This window comes from Streptomyces sp. NPDC005496, from assembly GCF_042872045.1.
Lineage (GTDB): Bacteria > Actinomycetota > Actinomycetes > Streptomycetales > Streptomycetaceae > Streptomyces.
In genome coordinates this window covers 282,088-301,157 of the sequence record NZ_JBIAJQ010000007.1, presented here as the reverse complement: position 1 = coordinate 301,157, position 19,070 = coordinate 282,088, and the positions used below count along the sequence as shown (strand labels likewise).

Genomic DNA, 19,070 nt, shown 5'->3' with positions numbered 1-19,070 from the left:
AATTGGGAAGGTTCCGTTTCTGGTCTCGGAATCCGGCCGCATTTCGACGGGTTCGTGGCATGCGCGGGCGGGCACGCGGCGCGCGCGGGGCGTCCGCACGGCGCGCGGCGCCCGGCCGCGGGCGGTGGCCGGAGGCATCCTGGAGACATGACGGAGCTCGGGCGGCAGGGCGGGAAGGGTCCCGCGGGACAGGGACCGGGGGGTCCCGGCGGACCGGACGCGGCGGACCCGGGAGAGCTGCGGCAGGCGCTGGCCGCGGCCGTACGCGGCGAGGTCTCCTTCGACGCCACGGCACGCGCGCTGAACACCATGGACGCGTCCAACTACCGCCGCGTACCGCTGGGAGTCGTCGCCCCGAGGGACGCCGACGACGTGGCGGCCGCCCTGTCCGTGTGCCGCGCCCACGGCGTGCCCGTCGTGCCCCGGGGCGGCGGCACGTCCATCGCCGGGCAGGCGACCGGGACCGGCGTCGTCCTCGACTTCACCCGGCACATGAACCGCCTCCTCGCCCTGGACCCCGAGGCCCGCACGGCCGTCGTCCAGCCGGGCCTCGTCCTCGACCGGCTCCAGGAGGCGGCGGCCCCGCACGGCCTCCGCTTCGGCCCGGACCCCTCGACCCACAGCCGCTGCACCCTCGGCGGCATGATCGGCAACAACTCGTGCGGCGCGCACTCCGTCGCCTGGGGGACGACGGCGGACAACGTGCGCGAGCTGTCCGTCCTCACGGCCCGCGGCCGGGCGCTGCGCCCCGGCCGCGACTGGGCGGGCGCCCCCGACGGACTGCGCCCGCTCGTGGAGGCGGAGCGGGCCCGGCTGCGCACCGGCTTCCCCGACCTGCCGCGCCGCATCTCCGGCTACGCGCTGGACGCTCTGCTCCCCGAGCGGGGCGCGGACGTCGCCCGCTCCTTCTGCGGCTCCGAGGGCACGCTCGGCGTCCTCACCGAAGCGGTCGTCGGCCTGGTGGAGGCGCCGCGCGCCCGGGCGCTCGCCGTCCTCGCGTACGCGGACGAGAGCGCGGCCGCGGAGGCCGCCGCGGGCCTGCTGCCGTACGGGCCGCTGACCGTGGAGGGCATGGCCGCCGACCTGGTGCGCTCGGAGGCGGGGCTGCCCCGGGGCGGGGCCTGGCTGTTCGTGGAGACCGGCGGCGCGGACCCGCGGGAGGCCCGCGCGCGGGCCGACGCGATCGTGCGGGCCGCGGACGTCCTGGACGCCCTCGTGGTCACCGACCCGGCCGGGCAGCGCGCCCTGTGGCGCATCCGCGAGGACGCGAGCGGCACGGCGACCCGGACGGCGGGCGGCGGCGAGGCCTGGCCCGGCTGGGAGGACTGCGCGGTGCCACCGGCCAGGCTCAGCGCGTACCTGCGGGACTTCCGCGGCCTGCTCGCGGCCCATGGGCTGCGGGGCACGCCCTACGGCCACTTCGGCGACGGCTGCATCCACGTGCGTATCGACTTCGACCTGCTGACGAGCGCCGGGGTGGCCCGCTTCCGGCGCTTCTCCGAGGAGGTGGCGGAGCTGGTCGTGTCCCACGGCGGCTCGCTGTCGGGCGAGCACGGGGACGGGCAGGCGCGGGCGGAGCTGCTGCCGAGGATGTACGGCCACGAGATGGTCGCGCTGTTCGAGCGGACGAAGGCCGTCTGGGACCCGGACGACCTGCTCAACCCCGGGATGCTGGTGCGCCCCCGCCCGCTGGACGGGAACCTGCGCTTCGCGGTGCTGCCGCGCGAGCCGGTGGACGTGGCCTTCGGGTACCCGGCGGACGGCGGGGACTTCCGGGCGGCCGTACGGCGCTGCGTGGGCGTCGCCAAGTGCCGCGCGCAGGAGCCGGGTCCCGGGGTGATGTGCCCCTCGTACCGGGTGACGGGGGAGGAGGAGCACTCCACGCGCGGACGGGCCCGGCTGCTGCACGAGATGCTGGCCGGCGAGATCGTGACGGACGGCTGGCGCTCCACGGAGGTCAGGGACGCGCTGGACCTGTGCCTGTCCTGCCGGGGATGCCGCAGCGACTGCCCGGTCGGCGTCGACGTGGCCACGTACAAGGCGGAGTTCCTGCACCACCACTACGCCGGGCGCAGGCGTCCTGCGGCGCACTACGCGATGGGCCGGCTGCCGGTATGGCTGGAACTCGTCGCCCGCACCCGCACGGCCCGCCTCGTCAACTCCCTCGCCGCCGTACGGCCGTTCGCGGCCCTCGCCAAGCGGCTCGGCGGCATCGCCCCCGAGCGGCGGCTGCCCCGGGTGGCCCCGGTGCCGTTCAGCCGCTGGTGGTCGCGCCGGTTCGGCGACCGGGCGCGGGACCTCGTCCGGGAGGGGCGCGAGCCGCTGCCCGGCGCCGGGCTGGACACCGTCGTCCTGTGGCCCGACACCTTCACCGAGCACCTCTCGCCCGCCGTGGGCCGGGCCGCCGTACGCGTCCTGGAGGCGGCCGGACTCACCGTCGTGCTCCCGCCGGGGGTGCGGCCGAAGGCGTCCCCGGTCGGGGACGGGAGGACACGGGGGCCGATCCGCCCGGGCACATTCGCCGGACGCCGCCCGGGGCGGGTGTGCTGCGGCCTGACGTACGTCTCCACCGGCCAGCTCGACCACGCCCGCGCGGTGCAGCGGCGCACCCTGGACCTGATGGAACCGGTCCTGGATGCCGGGCTGCCCGTGGTCGTCCTGGAACCGAGCTGCGCCGCCGCCCTGCGCACCGACCTCCCGGAACTCCTCCACGACGACCCCCGCGCCGCCCGGCTGGCGACGGCCGTGGTCACCTTCGCCGAGGCCCTCGAACGGCACGCGCCGCACTGGAGTCCGCCCCGCGTCGACCGTCCGGCCGTCGGCCAGACCCACTGCCACCAGCACGCCGTCCTCGGCGACGCGGCGGAGCGGCGGCTGCGCGAGGCGGCCGGGCTGACCGGCACCCTGACGGGTGGCTGCTGCGGCCTGGCCGGCAACTTCGGCTTCGAGAAGGGCCACTACGAGGTGTCGGCGGCCTGCGCGGAGGAGCGGCTGCTGCCCGCCGTGCGGTCGGCCCCCGAGGACGCGGTGGTCCTCGCGGACGGCTACTCCTGCCGCACCCAGCTCGACCAGCTCGCGGGGCGCCGGGGCAGACACCTCGCGGAGGTGCTGGCGGACGCCTTGGACGACACCCCGAGGGGACCGGACGACACCCTGACCGGGCCGGACGACACCCCGGCCGCTCCGGACGGACCGCCGGACGCGACGCCCGGCGTCCGCTGACCGACGCGGCCTGGGGCGGGCCGGAGGCCGGAAGGGGGCGGGCCGGAGGGGGGCCTCCCGGGCGCGCGGGTGCTGCCGGTTCCCGCGCGGAAGCCCCGGGGCGTCCGCGCCCGCCCGCTCGCCCCCGTCGGGCCCCGAGGGTGCTGCTTCTGGCCGCAGGCGCCCGCAGGGGCGGCGCCCGCGGTGCTGGACCGGCGGAGGAGAGCCGTGGGCGCGGGTGCTGCCGGCCCTCCGCAGGGAAGCTCCGTCTGCGTTCGCACCCGCATCCCCGCCTGTGGGCGCTGCCCGCCTGGGCGGGTACTCGGGCCGCGCGCCCGTGCGTGCAGGGGAGCGCCGGTCGGCCGGCCCGGCGCCGGGAAGGAGGCCCCGGCGCCCCCCGGTCGACCGGGGGGCGCCGGGCGGACGGAAACCGCCGAGGCTCGGAGGTGACGTGTCGCACCGAGTCGTAAGCTGCAAAAGAGGTTCACAACCCTGACGGAGTCCATTACTCTGGACTTGAAAGTTCAGCGTGATGCACGCTCACCGATCGATCCCTTGGACGGCCCCCGTGACTCTCCCCAGCGCCGACCAGCCTTCCGTGGTCGCCGCGGCCACGACGGCGAGCGAGCCGTCCCTCGCCGCGGCCGCCGGGTCCGCGACCGAGGGCGGCAGCCGGGGCCGCGGCGCCCTCGCGCCCGTCGGCCTGGTCCTCGCGGGCGGGATCTCCGTGCAGTTCGGCGGCGCCCTCGCGGTGAGCCTGATGCCCCGCGCCGGAGCGCTCGGCGTCGTGACCCTGCGGCTCGTCGTCGCCGCGATCGTGCTGCTCGCGGTGTGCCGGCCCAAGCTGCGCGGACACTCGCGCGCGGACTGGGGCACCGTCGTCGTCTTCGGCATCGCCATGGCCGCGATGAACGGGCTGTTCTACCAGTCGGTCGCCCGCATCCCGCTCGGCCCCGCCGTCACCCTGGAGGTGCTCGGCCCGCTCGCCCTGTCCGTGCTCGCCTCCCGCCGCGCGATCAACCTCGTCTGGGCCGGACTCGCCCTCGCCGGCGTCTTCCTGCTCGGCGGCGGAGGCTTCACCAGCCTGGACCCGGCCGGCGTCGCCTTCGCGCTGGGCGCGGGCGCCATGTGGGCCGCGTACATCGTCTTCAGCGCGCGCACCGGCCGTCGCTTCCCGCAGGCCGACGGGCTGGCGCTCGCCATGGTGGTCGCGGCGGTGCTGTTCCTGCCGCTGGGCATCGCCGAGTCCGGCTCCGACCTCCTGGTGCCGACCACCGTCGCGCTGGGCGCGTGCGTGGCGATCCTGTCCTCCGTCCTGCCGTACACCCTCGAACTGCTCGCGCTGCGCTGCCTGCCCGCCTCCACCTTCGCGATCCTGATGAGCCTGGAGCCGGCCGTAGCGGCCACCGCCGGGTTCCTGGTCCTGGACCAGGCGCTCTCCCTCTTCGAGGCGCTCGCCATCGCCCTCGTCATCGCCGCGAGCATGGGCGCCGTACGGACCCAGGTGGGCCGGGGCAAGGCCAAGGGCCTGGAACCCTCCTGACCGGCATCCGCACCCCGGGGCGCTGACCACCGGATCGCCCCACGGCCCAGCCCCGCAGCCGCGCTCCCCGTTCCGCCCTCCCCGTCACCGAGGAGGCGTGAGACGGGGAGCGCGGCCGTCCCACGCCTCGGCGCGGTCGGCGTACCGGACGAGCCGGCCGTACCTGCGCGCCCCGCGCGCTCCACGTGCCCCGCACGCAACACGCGTCCCCCGCGCGCGGCGAACCCCGCAGGTCCCGCATGCAACACGCGTCCCCCGTACGTGGCGAACCCCGCACGTCCCGCGCGTCCTCCGGCACGTGGCAAACCGCACGCACCCCGCGCGGCACCCGCACCCGCCTCGAACGAATTAATGCAAGCACGCTTGATTGTTTCTGGTGCCGCTGCCATGCTCCCTGCACGCCGTCGTCCCCGAGGGGAGCGCATCGTGTCCGATCCGTCGTCCGTGATTGACGATCTGCACCGGGAGAGCGAGGAACTCGACCGGCTGGTGGGGGAGTTGGACGCGGGCCAGTGGGCCCTCGCCACGCCCGCCGCCGGCTGGAGCGTCGCCCACCAGATCGCGCATCTCGCCTGGACGGACCACTCCGCCCTGCTGGCCGTGACCGACGCGCCGGCCTTCGCGGCCGAGGTCGAGAAGGCGCTGGCGGCCCCCGACACCTTCGTCGACGAGGGGGCGGACGCGGGAGCCGCACTGCCGCCCGACCGGCTGCTCGCCGGGTGGCGGCAGGGACGCGCGGCGCTCGAAGACGCCCTGCGCGCGGCACCCGCCGGCACCCGCTTCCCCTGGTACGGGCCCCCCATGTCGGCCGCCTCCATGGCCACCGGACGCCTGATGGAGACCTGGGCGCACGGGCAGGACGTCGCCGACGCGCTGGGCGTGGTCCGCGCTCCCACGGACCGGCTGCGGCACGTGGTCCGGATCGGCGTACGGGCGAGGGACTTCGCGTTCGGGGTCCGCGGGCTGGCGGTGCCGCCGGAGGAGTTCCGGGTCGAGGTCGTCGCGCCGTCCGGGGAGCTGTGGACGTACGGGCCCGAGGACGCCCGGCAGCGGGTCACCGGACCCGCGCTCGACTTCTGCCTGCTGGTCACCCAGCGGGCCCACCGCGCCGACCTCGCCGTACGTGCCGAGGGCGCCGACGCCGAGCGCTGGCTCGACATCGCGCAGGCCTTCGCGGGACCGCCCGGCGGCGGACGACCGGCGAAGGGCGGGACCCCGTGACCCCGCCGCCCGCCCCCCTGCGGATCGGCAACGCCTCCGGCTTCTACGGCGACCGCTTCGGCGCCCTGCGCGAGATGCTCACCGGCGGCCCGCTGGACGTCCTGACCGGCGACTACCTCGCCGAGCTGACCATGCTCATCCTGGGCCGCGACCGGTTGCGCGATCCCTCGCTCGGGTACGCCAAGACCTTCCTGCGGCAGCTGGAGGAGTGCCTCGGACTGGCCCACGACAAGGGCGTGCGGATCGTCGCCAACGCGGGCGGCCTGAACCCGGCCGGACTCGCCTCCGCCGTACGGGAGCTGGCCGCGCGGCTCGGCGTCCCCGTCCGGGTCGCCCACGTCGAGGGCGACGACCTCGCCGCGCGGTACCCGGGGAGCCTGGCAGCGCACGCCTACCTCGGCGGCGGCGGGATCGCAGCCTGCCTGCGTGAGGGCGCGGACGTCGTGGTCACCGGCCGGGTCACCGACGCGGCGCTGGTCACCGGGCCCGCCGTCGCGCACTTCGGATGGGCGCCGGACGACCACGACCGGCTCGCGGGCGCCGTCGTCGCCGGGCACGTCCTGGAGTGCGGCGCGCAGGCGACCGGCGGCAACTACGCGTTCTTCGCCGAGCTCGACCCGGCCCTGCTCCGCCACCCCGGCTTCCCGCTCGCCGAACTCCACGCGGACGGCACCGCCGTGATCACCAAGCACGACGGCACCGGCGGGGTCGTGGACGTCGGCACGGTCACCGCGCAGCTGCTCTACGAGACCTCGGGCGCCCGGTACGCGGGACCGGACGTCACCGCCCGGCTCGACAGCGTGCGGCTGACCCAGGACGGCCCGGACCGGGTGCGGATCGACGGCGTGCGCGGGGAGGCGCCGCCGCCCGCCCTCAAGGTCGGACTGAACCGGCTCGGCGGCTTCCGCAACGAGGTCGTCTTCGTGCTGACGGGCCTCGACATCGAGCGGAAGGCGGCGCTCGTCCGGGACCAGATGGAGGCCGCGCTGGACGCCGCCGGGTCCCGTCCCGCCGAGGTGCGCTGGGGCCTCGCCCGCACCGACCACCCCGACGCGGCGACCGAGGAGACGGCGAGCGCCCTGCTCCGGCTCGTCGTACGGGACCCCGGACAGGACGCCGTGGGGCGGACGCTCGGCGCGGCGGCCGTGGAGCTGGCGCTGGCGAGCTACCCGGGCTTCCACGTCCTGGCACCGCCGGGGAAGGGCGCGCCCTACGGGGTCTTCGAGGACGTGTACGTCGACCGGGCGGTCGTGGACCACGTGGCCGTCCTCGACGACGGACGCCGGATCGCGGTCGCGCCGCCCGCGGACAGCCTCGCGCTGGAGACACCGCCCGAGCCGCCGCTGCCGGGCCCGCCCCCGGCGGACGCTCCGGTCCGCCGCGCCCCGCTCGGCCTGGTCGCCGGAGCCCGCAGCGGAGACAAGGGCGGCCACGCCAACATCGGCGTGTGGGCGCGCGACGAGGCCGCCTGGCCGTGGCTCGCGCACACCCTCACCGCCGGCCGGCTGCGCGAACTCCTCCCGGAGACCGCCCCGTTGACCGTCGTACGCCACGTACTGCCGAACCTGCGCGCCCTCAACTTCGTCGTCGAGGGGATCCTCGGCGAGGGCGTCGCCTCGCAGGCCCGCTTCGACCCGCAGGCCAAGGGCCTCGGCGAATGGCTGCGCGCCCGCCACCTGGACATACCGGAGGCCCTGCTGTGACGGTCATCCCGTCCGCCCTGGACATCACCGACCCGGACCACCGGGCGAACCGCGCGGCCATGCTCGCCCGGCTCGCCGAGCTCGACACCGAGCACGCGAAGGCCCTCGCGGGCGGCGGCGAGAAGTACGTGGCCCGGCACCGGGGACGCGGCAAGCTGCTCGCCCGGGAGCGCATCGAGCTGCTGCTCGACCCGGACACGCCGTTCCTGGAGCTGTCGCCGCTCGCGGCCTGGGGCAGCGACTACACGGTGGGCGCCTCCCTCGTCACCGGGATCGGGGTCGTCGAGGGCGTCGAGTGCCTGATCACCGCGAACGACCCGACCGTGCGCGGCGGCGCCAGCAACCCCTGGAGCCTGAAGAAGGCGCTGCGGGCGAACGACATCGCGCTCGCCAACCGGTTGCCCTGCGTCAGCCTGGTGGAGTCCGGCGGCGCCGACCTGCCGTCGCAGAAGGAGATCTTCATCCCCGGCGGCGCGATCTTCCGCGACATCACGCGGCTCTCCGCGGCCGGTATCCCGACCGTCGCGGTCGTCTTCGGCAACTCGACCGCGGGCGGCGCCTACGTCCCCGGCATGTCCGACCACGTGATCATGGTCAAGGAGCGGGCGAAGGTGTTCCTCGGCGGCCCGCCCCTGGTCAAGATGGCCACCGGCGAGGAGAGCGACGACGAGTCGCTCGGGGGCGCCGAGATGCACGCGCGCGTGTCCGGACTCGCGGACCACTTCGCCGTCGACGAGCGGGACGCGCTGCGGCAGGCCCGGCGTGTGGTCGCCCGCCTCAACCACCGCAAGGCGTACCCCGATCCGGGTCCGGCCGCCCCGCCGAAGTACGACCCCGAGGAACTGCTCGGCATCGTCCCCGGCGACCTCAGGCACCCCTTCGACCCGCGCGAGGTCATCGCCCGCATCGTCGACGGCTCCGACTTCGACGAGTTCAAGCCGCTGTACGGGACCAGCCTGACGACCGGCTGGGCGAGCCTGCACGGCTACCCGGTCGGCATCCTCGCCAACGCCCAGGGCGTCCTGTTCAGCCAGGAGTCGCAGAAGGCCGCCCAGTTCATCCAGCTCGCCAACCAGCGCGACATCCCGCTGCTGTTCCTGCACAACACCACCGGCTACATGGTCGGCAAGGAGTACGAGCAGGGCGGCATCATCAAGCACGGCGCGATGATGATCAACGCCGTCTCCAACAGCCGCGTCCCGCACCTGTCCGTGCTGATGGGCGCCTCGTACGGGGCCGGGCACTACGGGATGTGCGGTCGGGCGTACGACCCGCGCTTCCTGTTCGCCTGGCCCAGCGCCAAGTCCGCCGTCATGGGCCCCCAGCAGCTCGCGGGCGTCCTGTCGATCGTCGCCCGGCAGTCGGCGGCGGCCAAGGGGCAGCCCTACGACGACGAGGCCGACGCGGCGCTGCGCGCGATGGTGGAGCAGCAGATCGAGTCGGAGTCCCTGCCGATGTTCCTGTCCGGGCGGCTGTACGACGACGGGGTCATCGACCCGCGCGACACCCGCACCGTGCTCGGCCTGTGCCTGTCCGCGATCCACACGGCGCCCTACGAGGGCGCGCGCGGCGGCTTCGGCGTCTTCCGGATGTGACGGCCATGACGGATGTGAGGTCCCCCCGAGTGATCACTTCAGTCCTCGTCGCCAACCGCGGCGAGATCGCCTGCCGCATCTTCCGCACCTGCCGGGAGCTGGGCATCCGGACCGTCGCGGTGCACTCCGACGCCGACGCGAACGCCCTGCACGTACGCGAGGCGGACGCGGCGGTACGGCTGCCGGGCGCGGCGCCGGCGGACACGTACCTGCGCGGCGACCTGATCGTGAAGGCCGCCCTGGACGCCGGGGCGGACGCCGTGCACCCCGGGTACGGCTTCCTGTCCGAGAACGCGGACTTCGCGCGGGCGGTGACCGGCGCGGGCCTGGTGTGGATCGGCCCGCCGCCCGAGGCGATCGAGGCGATGGCGTCCAAGACGCGCGCCAAGAAGCTGATGGGGCTGGAGCCCCTGGAGCGCGTCACCGGGGACGACCTGCCGGTGCTCGTCAAGGCGGCGGCGGGCGGCGGCGGACGCGGTATGCGCGTCGTCCGCGAACTCGCCGCCTTGGAGGCCGAGTTGACGGCCGCGCGCGCCGAGGCCCTGAGCGCGTTCGGGGACGGCGAGGTGTTCGTGGAGCCGTACCTGGAGGGCGGCCGGCACGTCGAGGTGCAGATCCTCGCCGACACGCACGGCACGGTGTGGGCGCTGGGCACCCGGGACTGCTCCCTCCAGCGGCGCCACCAGAAGGTCGTCGAGGAGGCGCCCGCCCCCGGGCTCGCCCCCGAACTCGTCGCGGAACTGCACGGGTCGGCGGTGCACGCGGCCCGCGCGGTCGACTACACCGGCGCCGGCACGGTCGAGTTCCTGGTCGCGGACGGCCGGGCGCACTTCCTGGAGATGAACACCCGCCTCCAGGTCGAACACCCCGTCACCGAGGCGGTGTTCGGCGTCGACCTGGTGGCCCTGCAGATCCAGGTCGCCGAGGGCGCCGCCCTGGAACCCGAGCCGCCCGCCGCGCGCGGCCACGCCGTCGAGGCCCGCCTCTATGCCGAGGACCCGGCCCGCGACTGGGCCCCGCAGACCGGCACCCTGCACCGCCTCGCCGTCCCGGACGGCGTCCGGCTCGACACCGGCTTCACCGACGGCGACGAGATCGGCGTCCACTACGACCCGATGCTCGCCAAGGTGATCGCCCACGCCCCCACCCGCGCGGAGGCGGTCCGCAGGCTCGCCGGCGCTCTGGAACGGGCCCTGGTGCACGGCCCGGTCACCAACCGGGACCTGCTCGTACGGTCCCTGCGGCACCCCGAGTTCACCAGCGGGCGTATGGACACCGGGTTCTTCGGCCGGCACCTGGACGGCCTCACCGGGGCCGTCCCGGAGCCGTACGCGCCGCTCGCCGCCGCGCTCGCCGACGCCCACGGCCGCTCCCGCTTCGGCGGCTGGCGCAACCTGCCCTCGCAGCCGCAGACCAGGCGGTACCTGATGGACGGCACCGAGCACGAGGTCCGCTACCACCACACCCGCGACGGCCTGACCGCCGAGGGTGTGCGCGTCGTCCACGCCGACGCCGCCCTCGTCGTCCTGGAGATCGACGGCGTACGGCGGAAGTTCCCCGTCGACCGCTACGGCGACCGGATCCACGTCGGCGCCACCGTGCTCACCGCCCTGCCCCGCTTCCCCGACCCGGTCGCGGACCGCGCCCCCGGGTCCCTGCTGGCCCCGATGCCCGGGACCGTCGTCCGCGTGGCCGAGGGCCTGGCCGAGGGCTCCGCCGTCGAGGCCGGACAGCCGCTGCTGTGGCTGGAGGCGATGAAGATGGAACACCGCGTCTCGGCGCCCGTCTCGGGCACGCTCACCGCCCTGCACGCCGCCCCCGGCCGCCAGGTCGAGGTCGGCACCCTGCTCGCCGTCGTCCAGGAGGAACAGACCGCATGAGCGTCACCCTCGAAACCGAAGAGCACCGTGCCCTGCGCTCAGCCGTCGCCGCCCTCGGCAGGCGCTACGGCCGCGCGTACCTCACCCGCACCCTCGCCGAGGGCGGCCACCCCACCGAACTCTGGGCCGACGCGGGCAAACTCGGCTACCTCGGCGTCAACCTCCCCGAGGAGTACGGCGGCGGGGGCGGCGGCATAGCCGAACTCTCCATCGTCCTGGAGGAACTCGGCGCGGCCGGCTGCCCGTTGCTGATGCTGGTCGTCTCGCCCGCCATCTGCGGCACGGTGATCGCCCGCTTCGGCACCGACGCGCAGAAGCGGGAGTGGCTCCCGGGCCTCGCGGACGGCACCCGCACGATGGCGTTCGGCATCACCGAGCCCGACGCCGGTTCCAACTCGCACCGGATCACCACCACCGCCCGCCGGGACGGCGCCGACTGGCTGCTGACCGGCCGCAAGGTGTTCATCTCCGGCGTCGACATCGCCGACGCCACCCTCATCGTGGGACGCACCGAGGACTCCCGCACCGGCCGCCTCAAGCCCTGCCTGTTCATCGTCCCGCGCGACGCCGAGGGCTTCGGCCGCAGGCAGATCGACATGGAACTCCAGAGCGCGGAGAAGCAGTTCGAGCTGACCCTCGACGACGTGCGGCTGCCCGCCGAAGCGCTGGTCGGCGACGAGGACGCCGGGCTGCTCCAGCTGTTCGCCGGGCTCAACCCCGAACGCGTCATGACGGCCGCCTTCGCGCTGGGCATGGGCCGCTTCGCGCTCGCCCGGGCCGTCGAGTACGCCCGTGAGCGCACGGTGTGGAAGCAGCCCATCGGCGCCCACCAGGCCGTCGCCCACCCGCTCGCGCAGGCCCACATCGACATCGAGCTGGCCCGCCTGATGATGCAGAAGGCGGCCCACCTGTACGACGCCGGGGACGACATCGGCGCCGGGGAGGCCGCCAACATGGCCAAGTACGCGGCGGCGGAAGCCTGCGTGAAGGCCGTCGACCAGGCCGTGCACACCCTCGGCGGGAACGGCCTCACCCGCGAGTTCGGCCTCGCCTCGCTCATCACGGCCTCGCGCGTGGCCCGTATCGCGCCGGTGAGCCGGGAGATGATCCTGAACTACGTCTCCCACCAGACCCTGGGCCTGCCCAAGTCGTACTAGGAGGAACCGTGTTCCGCAGCGAGTACGCAGACGTCCCGGCCGTCGAACTCCCCATCCACGACGCCGTGCTGGGCCGGGCGGCCGAGCGCGGTGACACCCCCGCGCTCGTCGACGGCGTGGACGGCACGACCCTCACCTACGAGCAGGTGGACCGCCTCCACCGCAGGCTCGCCGCCGCGTTCGCCGAGGCGGGCGTCACCAAGGGCGACGTGCTGGCCCTGCACAGCCCGAACACCGTCGCCTTCCCGACCGCTTTCTACGCCGCCACCCGCGCCGGCGCCTCGGTCACCACCGTCCATCCGCTCGCCACGGCCGGGGACTTCGCCAAGCAGCTGCGGGACTGCGGGGCCCGCTGGATCGTCACCGTGTCACCGCTCCTGGAGACCGCCCGCGCGGCGGCCGCACAGGCGGGCGGCGTACGCGAGATCTTCGTCTGCGACAGCGCGCCCGGGCACCGCTCGCTCATCGACATGCTCGGCTCCACCGCCCCGGAACCGCGCATCGACATCGACCCCGCCGAGGACGTCGCCGCGCTCCCGTACTCCTCGGGCACCACCGGCGTCCCCAAGGGCGTGATGCTCACCCACCGGTCCATCGCCACCAACCTCGCGCAGCTCGCGCCGACCCTGCCGATGGGCCCCGGCGACCGCATCCTCGCCGTGCTGCCGTTCTTCCACATCTACGGGCTGACCGCCCTCATGAACGCCCCGCTGCGGCAGGGCGCCACCGTCGTCGTGCTGCCCCGCTTCGACCTCGACACCTTCCTCGCCGCCATCCAGGAGCACCGCATCACCGGCCTGTACGTGGCCCCGCCGATCGTCCTCGCCCTCGCCAAGCACCCGGCGGTCGCGCGCTACGACCTGTCGTCGCTGCGCTACGTCATCTCCGCCGCGGCGCCCCTGGACGCCGCCCTCGCGGCCGCCTGCTCCCGCCGCCTCGGCCTCCCGCCGGTCGGCCAGGCCTACGGCATGACGGAACTGTCGCCCGGCACCCACGTCGTCCCCCTGGACGCCGTGGACCCGCCCCCTGGGACGGTCGGCAAGCTCATCGCGGGCACCGAGATGCGGATCCTGTCCCTGGACGACCCGGACAAGGACCTCGGCGTCGGCGAACCGGGCGAGATCGCCATCCGCGGCCCCCAGGTGATGAAGGGCTACCTCGGGCGGCCCGACGCCACCGCCGCGATGATCGACGCGGACGGCTGGCTGCGCACCGGCGACGTGGGCCACGTGGACGGCGACGGCTGGCTGTTCGTCGTGGACCGCGTCAAGGAGCTCATCAAGTACAAGGGCTTCCAGGTCGCCCCCGCCGAACTGGAGGCCCTGCTGCTGACCCACCCCGGCATAGCCGACGCCGCCGTCGTCGGCGTCTACGACGACGACAACAACGAGGTCCCGCACGCCTACGTGGTGCGCCAGCCCACCGCGCCGGACCTCTCCGCGGGCGAGGTCATGATGTACGTCGCCGAGCGCGTCGCCCCCTACAAGCGGGTGCGCGGGGTGACCTTCGTCGAGGGCGTGCCGCGCGCCGCCTCCGGCAAGATCCTGCGCCGGGAACTGCGCGCGCCGCGGGAGGAGTCGTGACGCCGGTCGTCCGCACCGACGAGCGGGGCGTCGCCACCCTCGCCCTTGACTCGCCGGGCAACCGCAACGCGCTGTCGGCCGCACTGGTCGCCGCCCTCGCCGACGCCCTGACCGCCTGCGGCGAGGACCCCGCCGTACGGGCCGTCGTCCTCACCCACACCGGGAACACCTTCAGCGCCGGCGCCGACCTCAGGCAGCCGCCGGACCCCGGCGCCTTCGTGGCGCTGCTCCGCCAGGTCGTGGAGCTGCCCAGGCCCGTCGTCGCCCGCGTCACCGGCCACGTACGCGCGGGCGGGCTCGGACTGGTGGGCGCCTGCGACATCGCGGTCGCCGGACCCGAGGCGACCTTCGCCTTCTCGGAGGTGCGCATCGGGGTCGCGCCAGCCGTCATCTCCATGCCGCTGCTGCCCCGCCTGGACCCGCGCGCCGCCGCCCGCCACTACCTCACCGGCGAGCGCTTCGGCGCGGCCGAGGCGGCGCGCGGCGGTCTGCTCACCGAGGCCGCGCAGGACGTCGACGAGGCCCTCGCACCGATCCTGGACGGCCTGCGCAGAGCGTCGCCCGAGGCCCTGGCCGAGACGAAGCGGCTGCTCACGGCTAGGGTGCTGGAGACCTTCGACCGGGACGCCGCCGCGCTGACCGCGCTCTCGGCACGGCTGTTCGCCTCCGCCGGCGCCCGCGAAGGGATGACGGCCTTTCTGGAACGACGGGATCCCGCATGGGTGCTGTGACCGCGACGACCGGCGCCGGCCGCGCCCCGAAGCGGGTGCCGTGACCGCGAACGGCGTCGACCGCGCCCCCAAGCAGGACCGCAGCCGGGCCACCCGGCAGCGGCTCCTGGCGGCCGCCGTGGCCTGCCTCGCCGAACGCGGCTGGGCGGGCTCCACCGTCTCCGTCGTCGCCGAGCGCGCCGGGGTGTCCCGCGGCGCGGCCCAGCACCACTTCCCCACCCGCGAGGACCTGTTCACCGCCGCCGTCGAGTACGTCGCCGAGGAGCGCTCCACGGCCCTGCGCGCCCTCTTCCCGGAGGGTGCCGCCGACCGCCGTGCCGTCGTCGCGGCCCTCGTCGACCTCTACACCGGCCCCCTCTTCCGCGCCGCCCTGCACCTGTGGGTCGCCGCCTCCGACGAGGAGCAGCTGCGCCCCCGCGTCACCGAGCTGGAGGGCCGCGTGGGCCGCGAGACCCACCGCATCGCCGTCGACCTGCTGGGCGCGGACGAGTCCCGCCCCGGCGTCCGCGAGAGCGTCCAGGGGCTGCTCGACATGGCCCGCGGACTGGGCCTGGCGAACTTGCTCACGGACGACGGCGCGCGCCGCGAGCGGGTCGTCGCGCAGTGGGCGGCGCTCCTCGACGAGGCGCTCGGCTGACGGCACGGACCGCCCCGCACGGGGTCACGGGCTGAGCCGCTCCACCCGCCAGCCGCCGTCCGGCTCCGCCTCGTACCGGAGCCGGTCGTGCAGCCGGTTCTCGCGGCCCTGCCAGAACTCCACCGACTGCGGGGCGACCCGGAAACCGCCCCAGTGCGGCGGCACCGGCACCCGCTCGCCCTCCGGATAGCGGGCGCTCAACTCCTCGTAGGAGGCGTCGAGTTCCTCGCGTGAGGAGATCACCGAGGACTGCGCGCTGGCCCAGGCGCCGAGCTGGGAGCCGTGCGGGCGGGTGCGGAAGTAGGCCGCCGTCTCGTCGCGTCCGGTGCGCCGTGCCACTCCCCGCACGATCACCTGGCGGGCCATCGGATGCCAGGGGAACAGCAGCGAGACGTACGGGTTCGCGGCCAGCTCCCGCGCCTTGCGGGAGTCGTAGTTGGTGTAGAAGACGAAGCCCTGCTCGTCGTACTGCTTCAGCAGCACCGTGCGCGAGCTGGGGCGGCCCTCCGCGTCGGCCGTGGAGACGATCATCGCGTTCGGCTCGTACACCATGCCCTGGACGGCGGCCTGGGCCGCCTGCCCGAACCAGCGGGCGAACTGGTCCATCGGGTGGGGCGCGAGGTCCGGCTCGGCGAGGCCCTCCGCGCGGTAGTGCGCGCGCATCGCGGCGGGGTCGGGGGCCGGTTCCCCGGCGACGGGCTCGGCGGCCCGTGCCGCGCGCTGGACGAGGGGCTCGGCGGCGGATTCATCCGGGAGGCGGTCGGTCACGCGGCCATCCTGCCGTATGCGCCCGCGCTCCCGGAGGGGTGCGCTTCGTCACTGTGTGGCACTGAGTGCCGCGGACCCTCCCCAAAGGTGGCACCCGGGGATATCGTGCTGCTGCCGTTCCGGTTGGGTGACCGCCGACCGCACGGGGCATCACCGGGGTGACCGCTTCGGACCGCGAGCCGCCGCAGACTTTCGGGCAGTCCTGCACGAGTCTTCGGTACACGGACGTGGAACCGGACCGGGACCAGCCCCGCCACCGTCCGGCACCGGTCGCCGAACCCCGCACACCGTCTGCCGTACCCATCACGAGGAGCCGCCTGATGTCCGACTTCGTACCCGGGCTTGAGGGAGTCGTCGCTTTCGAGACGGAGATCGCCGAACCGGACAAGGAGGGCGGCGCACTCCGCTACCGGGGCGTCGACATCGAGGACCTGGTCGGCCACGTCTCCTTCGGGAACGTCTGGGGCCTCCTCGTCGACGGCGCCTTCAACCCCGGACTGCCGCCCGCCGAGCCCTTCCCGATCCCGGTCCACTCCGGCGACATCCGCGTCGACGTGCAGTCCGCGCTCGCCATGCTCGCCCCGGTCTGGGGCCTCAAACCGCTCCTGGACATCGATGAGCGACAGGCCCGCGACGACCTCGCCCGCGCCGCCGTGATGGCCCTGTCGTACGTCGCCCAGTCGGCCCGCGGCCAGGGACTGCCCATGGTCCCGCAGAGCGAGATCGACAAGGCCCAGTCCGTCGTCGAGCGGTTCATGATCCGCTGGCGCGGCGAGCCCGACCCCAAGCACGTGGCCGCCGTCGACGCCTACTGGACCTCCGCCGCCGAGCACGGCATGAACGCCTCCACCTTCACCGCCCGCGTCATCGCCTCCACCGGCGCGGACGTCGCCGCGGCGCTGTCCGGCGCGGTGGGCGCGATGTCGGGACCGCTGCACGGCGGCGCCCCCTCCCGCGTCCTCGGCATGATCGAGGAGATCGAGCGCACCGGCGACGCCGAGGCCTTCGTCAAGCGGGCCCTCGACAAGGGCGAGCGCCTGATGGGCTTCGGCCACCGCGTCTACCGCGCCGAGGACCCCCGCGCCCGCGTCCTGCGCCGCACCGCGCGCGAACTCGGCGCCCCCCGCTTCGAGATCGCCGAGGCCCTGGAGAAGGCCGCCCTCGCCGAGCTGCACGCCCGCCGCCCCGACCGGGTGCTGGCCACCAACGTCGAGTTCTGGGCGGCCATCGTCCTGGACTTCGCCGAGGTGCCGGCGCACATGTTCACCTCGATGTTCACGTGCGCCCGCACCGCGGGCTGGTCGGCGCACATCCTGGAGCAGAAGCGCACCGGCCGGCTCGTCCGCCCGTCGGCGCGCTACGTGGGCCCCGGCTCGCGCGGCCCCCAGGAGATCGCCGGCTACGGGGACATCGCGTCCTGACCCGGGCAGCGTACGCCGGCCGCCGTCACGCGGGCACGAGCAGCTCCGCGTGGTGGCGGGCGGCGACCAGCGGATGCGCCCGGAGCTTGCCCTTCAGCTCGTTGCGCCCGTACTCCGCGAAGAGCGGGTTGGCCGGGTCGCTCGTGACGCCCGGCGCGGCGGCCGCGTGCGGGAACGGCAGCGGCTCCACCCGCGCGTCCAGCCGCGGGTTGTAGAAGAACGGCACCGAGAACCGCTCGGTGGCCCCGGGCGGGCTCACCACCCGGTGGTTCGTCGCCACCAGGTACCCGTTCGTCGCCACCTCCAGCAGCTCCCCGAGGTTCACGACGAACGCCCCCGGGATCGGCGGCACGTCGTGGAACAGCCCGTCCCCGCGCTGCACCTGGAGCCCGCCCACCTCGTCCTGGAGCAGCAGCGTCAGGAACCCGTAGTCCTTGTGCGCGCCCACCCCCTGGTCGGCGCCGTCGCCCGCGCTGCCCGGGTAGCGCACCAGCTTCAGATGCGGATGGGCCCGCTCCCCGAAGACCGGCTCATAGAAGTCGCCTGGCGCCCCGATGGCGGTCAGCAGCTCGCGCAGGAGCCGCGCCGCGACGGAGGAGAGCCGGTCGATCCAGGCGAGCGCCGCGGTGCGCAGTTCGGGCAGCGCGGCCGGCCACTGGTTGGGGCCCTCCAGCCACCAGTAGGCGGGTTCGCCCGGCGCGGGTGCGCGGGCGGGCCGCTCGGGCCCGATGTCGAGCTGGTCGCGCCAGTCCCGGCCGCCGCCCGTCCGCTCGTCCCCGGTGCGGGTGTAGCCGCGGAAGTGTGGGGAGTTGACGTTGTCCAGGGCCAGCCGGTCGGCCTCCGGGAGGGCGAAGAACCGGCACATGGCGCCGAGCAGGGCGGAGGTCTCGGCCTCGGTCACCCCGTGCCCGACGAGCTGGAAGAAGCCCACGTCGTGGGCGGCGCTGTGCAGCTGCGCGTGCAGCAGCGCACGGGCCTGGGGGCCGCGGCCCGCGGCCGAGAGATCGATGATCGGGAGCTGCTGGTACGACGGATTCGTCGCGGCGTTCGTCATGGGAGTGTCCGCAGGGGTCTACGGGTCCCCGGGCACCGCCGGGGGTGTGGCGGGGCCGCGGGTGCCGGGTGGGCGAGGAGAAGGAGAGGCGCGCGGTCCCGGGAGGAGAACCGGGGGACGACGCGGGGCCGGGGTCAGAAGGACCGTCGACAGCCCGTGCTCGTGACGCGGACGTAGTCCACGTGGCGGCGTCGTACGAGCGGAACCATGGGGCCAGACTACTGCGCCCGGCCCGGTCCGGACGTGACGCGCGTCACGTCCGCCCTCCGCGATGCGCGGCGCCCGTGCCCGTACACGCAGGCGACCCGCGGGCTCTGGTCCCCTCGCGCCTGGCGAGGAGGCCGGCCGGACGTACCGGCGAGCCCGCGGGTCGGGTGACTGCGTGGAAATTCGGCCGGCTGCACGCTGCGTTCACGCGCTGGTCCGGCACCGCAACTGCATGGGGTGGCGGGCCGCTAGCCCGCAGCCACCTCGCTCGTCCGGGTTTCATACATCTGCCGGATCACCTCCTTTCTCAGCGTGCGCCCAGCCTAGGAACCCGCACCGCGCGGCTCAACCGGTTTTTCGCCACGCCTG

Annotated in this window: 13 protein-coding genes; 11 read left to right on the top strand and 2 right to left on the bottom strand. The window is 75.0% G+C overall.

Annotated features, from left to right (window positions below):
- Window positions 1-147 precede the first annotated feature (147 nt).
- The 10 genes from ACFYQQ_RS23005 (at window position 148) to ACFYQQ_RS22960 (ending at window position 15,251) form a co-directional block, all read left to right on the top strand.
- Window positions 148-3,222 carry an FAD-binding and (Fe-S)-binding domain-containing protein gene (locus ACFYQQ_RS23005; protein WP_388905017.1) on the top strand — a complete coding sequence of 1,025 codons (3,075 nt, stop codon included), beginning with the start codon at window positions 148-150 and terminating at the stop codon, window positions 3,220-3,222.
- 547 nt (window positions 3,223-3,769) lie between these two features.
- Window positions 3,770-4,744, top strand: a complete 975-nt coding sequence (locus ACFYQQ_RS23000) for a DMT family transporter (protein ID WP_388905016.1) — start codon at window positions 3,770-3,772, stop codon at window positions 4,742-4,744.
- 426 nt (window positions 4,745-5,170) lie between these two features.
- Window positions 5,171-5,965 (top strand): TIGR03084 family metal-binding protein, encoded by a 795-nt coding sequence (locus ACFYQQ_RS22995; protein ID WP_355781258.1) that lies wholly within the window; start codon window positions 5,171-5,173, stop codon window positions 5,963-5,965.
- Window positions 5,962-7,668: an acyclic terpene utilization AtuA family protein gene (locus ACFYQQ_RS22990; RefSeq protein ID WP_355781261.1), complete on the top strand. Its 1,707-nt coding sequence runs from the start codon at window positions 5,962-5,964 to the stop codon at window positions 7,666-7,668. The genes ACFYQQ_RS22995 and ACFYQQ_RS22990 overlap by 4 nt, the downstream gene beginning before the upstream one ends.
- Window positions 7,665-9,263, top strand: a complete 1,599-nt coding sequence (locus ACFYQQ_RS22985; protein WP_355781264.1) for a carboxyl transferase domain-containing protein — start codon at window positions 7,665-7,667, stop codon at window positions 9,261-9,263. Before ACFYQQ_RS22990 ends, ACFYQQ_RS22985 begins: the two co-directional genes overlap by 4 nt.
- A 29-nt stretch (window positions 9,264-9,292) precedes the next feature.
- Window positions 9,293-11,143 carry a biotin carboxylase N-terminal domain-containing protein gene (locus ACFYQQ_RS22980; RefSeq protein ID WP_355781267.1) on the top strand — a complete coding sequence of 617 codons (1,851 nt, stop codon included), beginning with the start codon at window positions 9,293-9,295 and terminating at the stop codon, window positions 11,141-11,143.
- Window positions 11,140-12,300 carry an acyl-CoA dehydrogenase family protein gene (locus tag ACFYQQ_RS22975; protein WP_355781270.1) on the top strand — a complete coding sequence of 387 codons (1,161 nt, stop codon included), beginning with the start codon at window positions 11,140-11,142 and terminating at the stop codon, window positions 12,298-12,300. The genes ACFYQQ_RS22980 and ACFYQQ_RS22975 overlap by 4 nt, the downstream gene beginning before the upstream one ends.
- 8 nt (window positions 12,301-12,308) lie before the next feature.
- Window positions 12,309-13,883, top strand: coding sequence for a 4-coumarate--CoA ligase family protein (locus ACFYQQ_RS22970; protein ID WP_355781273.1), 1,575 nt, complete (start codon window positions 12,309-12,311; stop codon window positions 13,881-13,883).
- Complete coding sequence (locus tag ACFYQQ_RS22965; RefSeq protein ID WP_355781275.1) at window positions 13,880-14,614, top strand: enoyl-CoA hydratase family protein; 735 nt, start codon at window positions 13,880-13,882, stop codon at window positions 14,612-14,614. Before ACFYQQ_RS22970 ends, ACFYQQ_RS22965 begins: the two co-directional genes overlap by 4 nt.
- A 40-nt stretch (window positions 14,615-14,654) precedes the next feature.
- Window positions 14,655-15,251, top strand: a complete 597-nt coding sequence (locus tag ACFYQQ_RS22960; RefSeq protein WP_355781278.1) for a TetR/AcrR family transcriptional regulator — start codon at window positions 14,655-14,657, stop codon at window positions 15,249-15,251.
- A gap of 24 nt (window positions 15,252-15,275) precedes the next feature.
- On the opposite strand, the gene pdxH is transcribed toward ACFYQQ_RS22960, so the two are convergent.
- The gene (gene pdxH, locus ACFYQQ_RS22955) at window positions 15,276-15,914 is read right to left on the bottom strand and encodes a pyridoxamine 5'-phosphate oxidase (RefSeq protein WP_355781283.1); all 639 of its coding nucleotides are present in this window, start codon (window positions 15,912-15,914) and stop codon (window positions 15,276-15,278) included.
- Window positions 15,915-16,339: 425 nt separating this feature from the next.
- On the opposite strand from pdxH, the gene ACFYQQ_RS22950 reads away from it, so the two are divergent.
- Window positions 16,340-17,440, top strand: coding sequence for a citrate synthase 2 (locus tag ACFYQQ_RS22950; RefSeq protein WP_356174267.1), 1,101 nt, complete (start codon window positions 16,340-16,342; stop codon window positions 17,438-17,440).
- Between the two features lie 25 nt (window positions 17,441-17,465).
- Here the strand turns inward: ACFYQQ_RS22950 and ACFYQQ_RS22945 are convergent, their stop codons facing one another.
- Window positions 17,466-18,494, bottom strand: a complete 1,029-nt coding sequence (locus tag ACFYQQ_RS22945) for a 2-oxoglutarate and iron-dependent oxygenase domain-containing protein (RefSeq protein ID WP_355779364.1) — start codon at window positions 18,492-18,494, stop codon at window positions 17,466-17,468.
- Window positions 18,495-19,070: the final 576 nt, after the last annotated feature.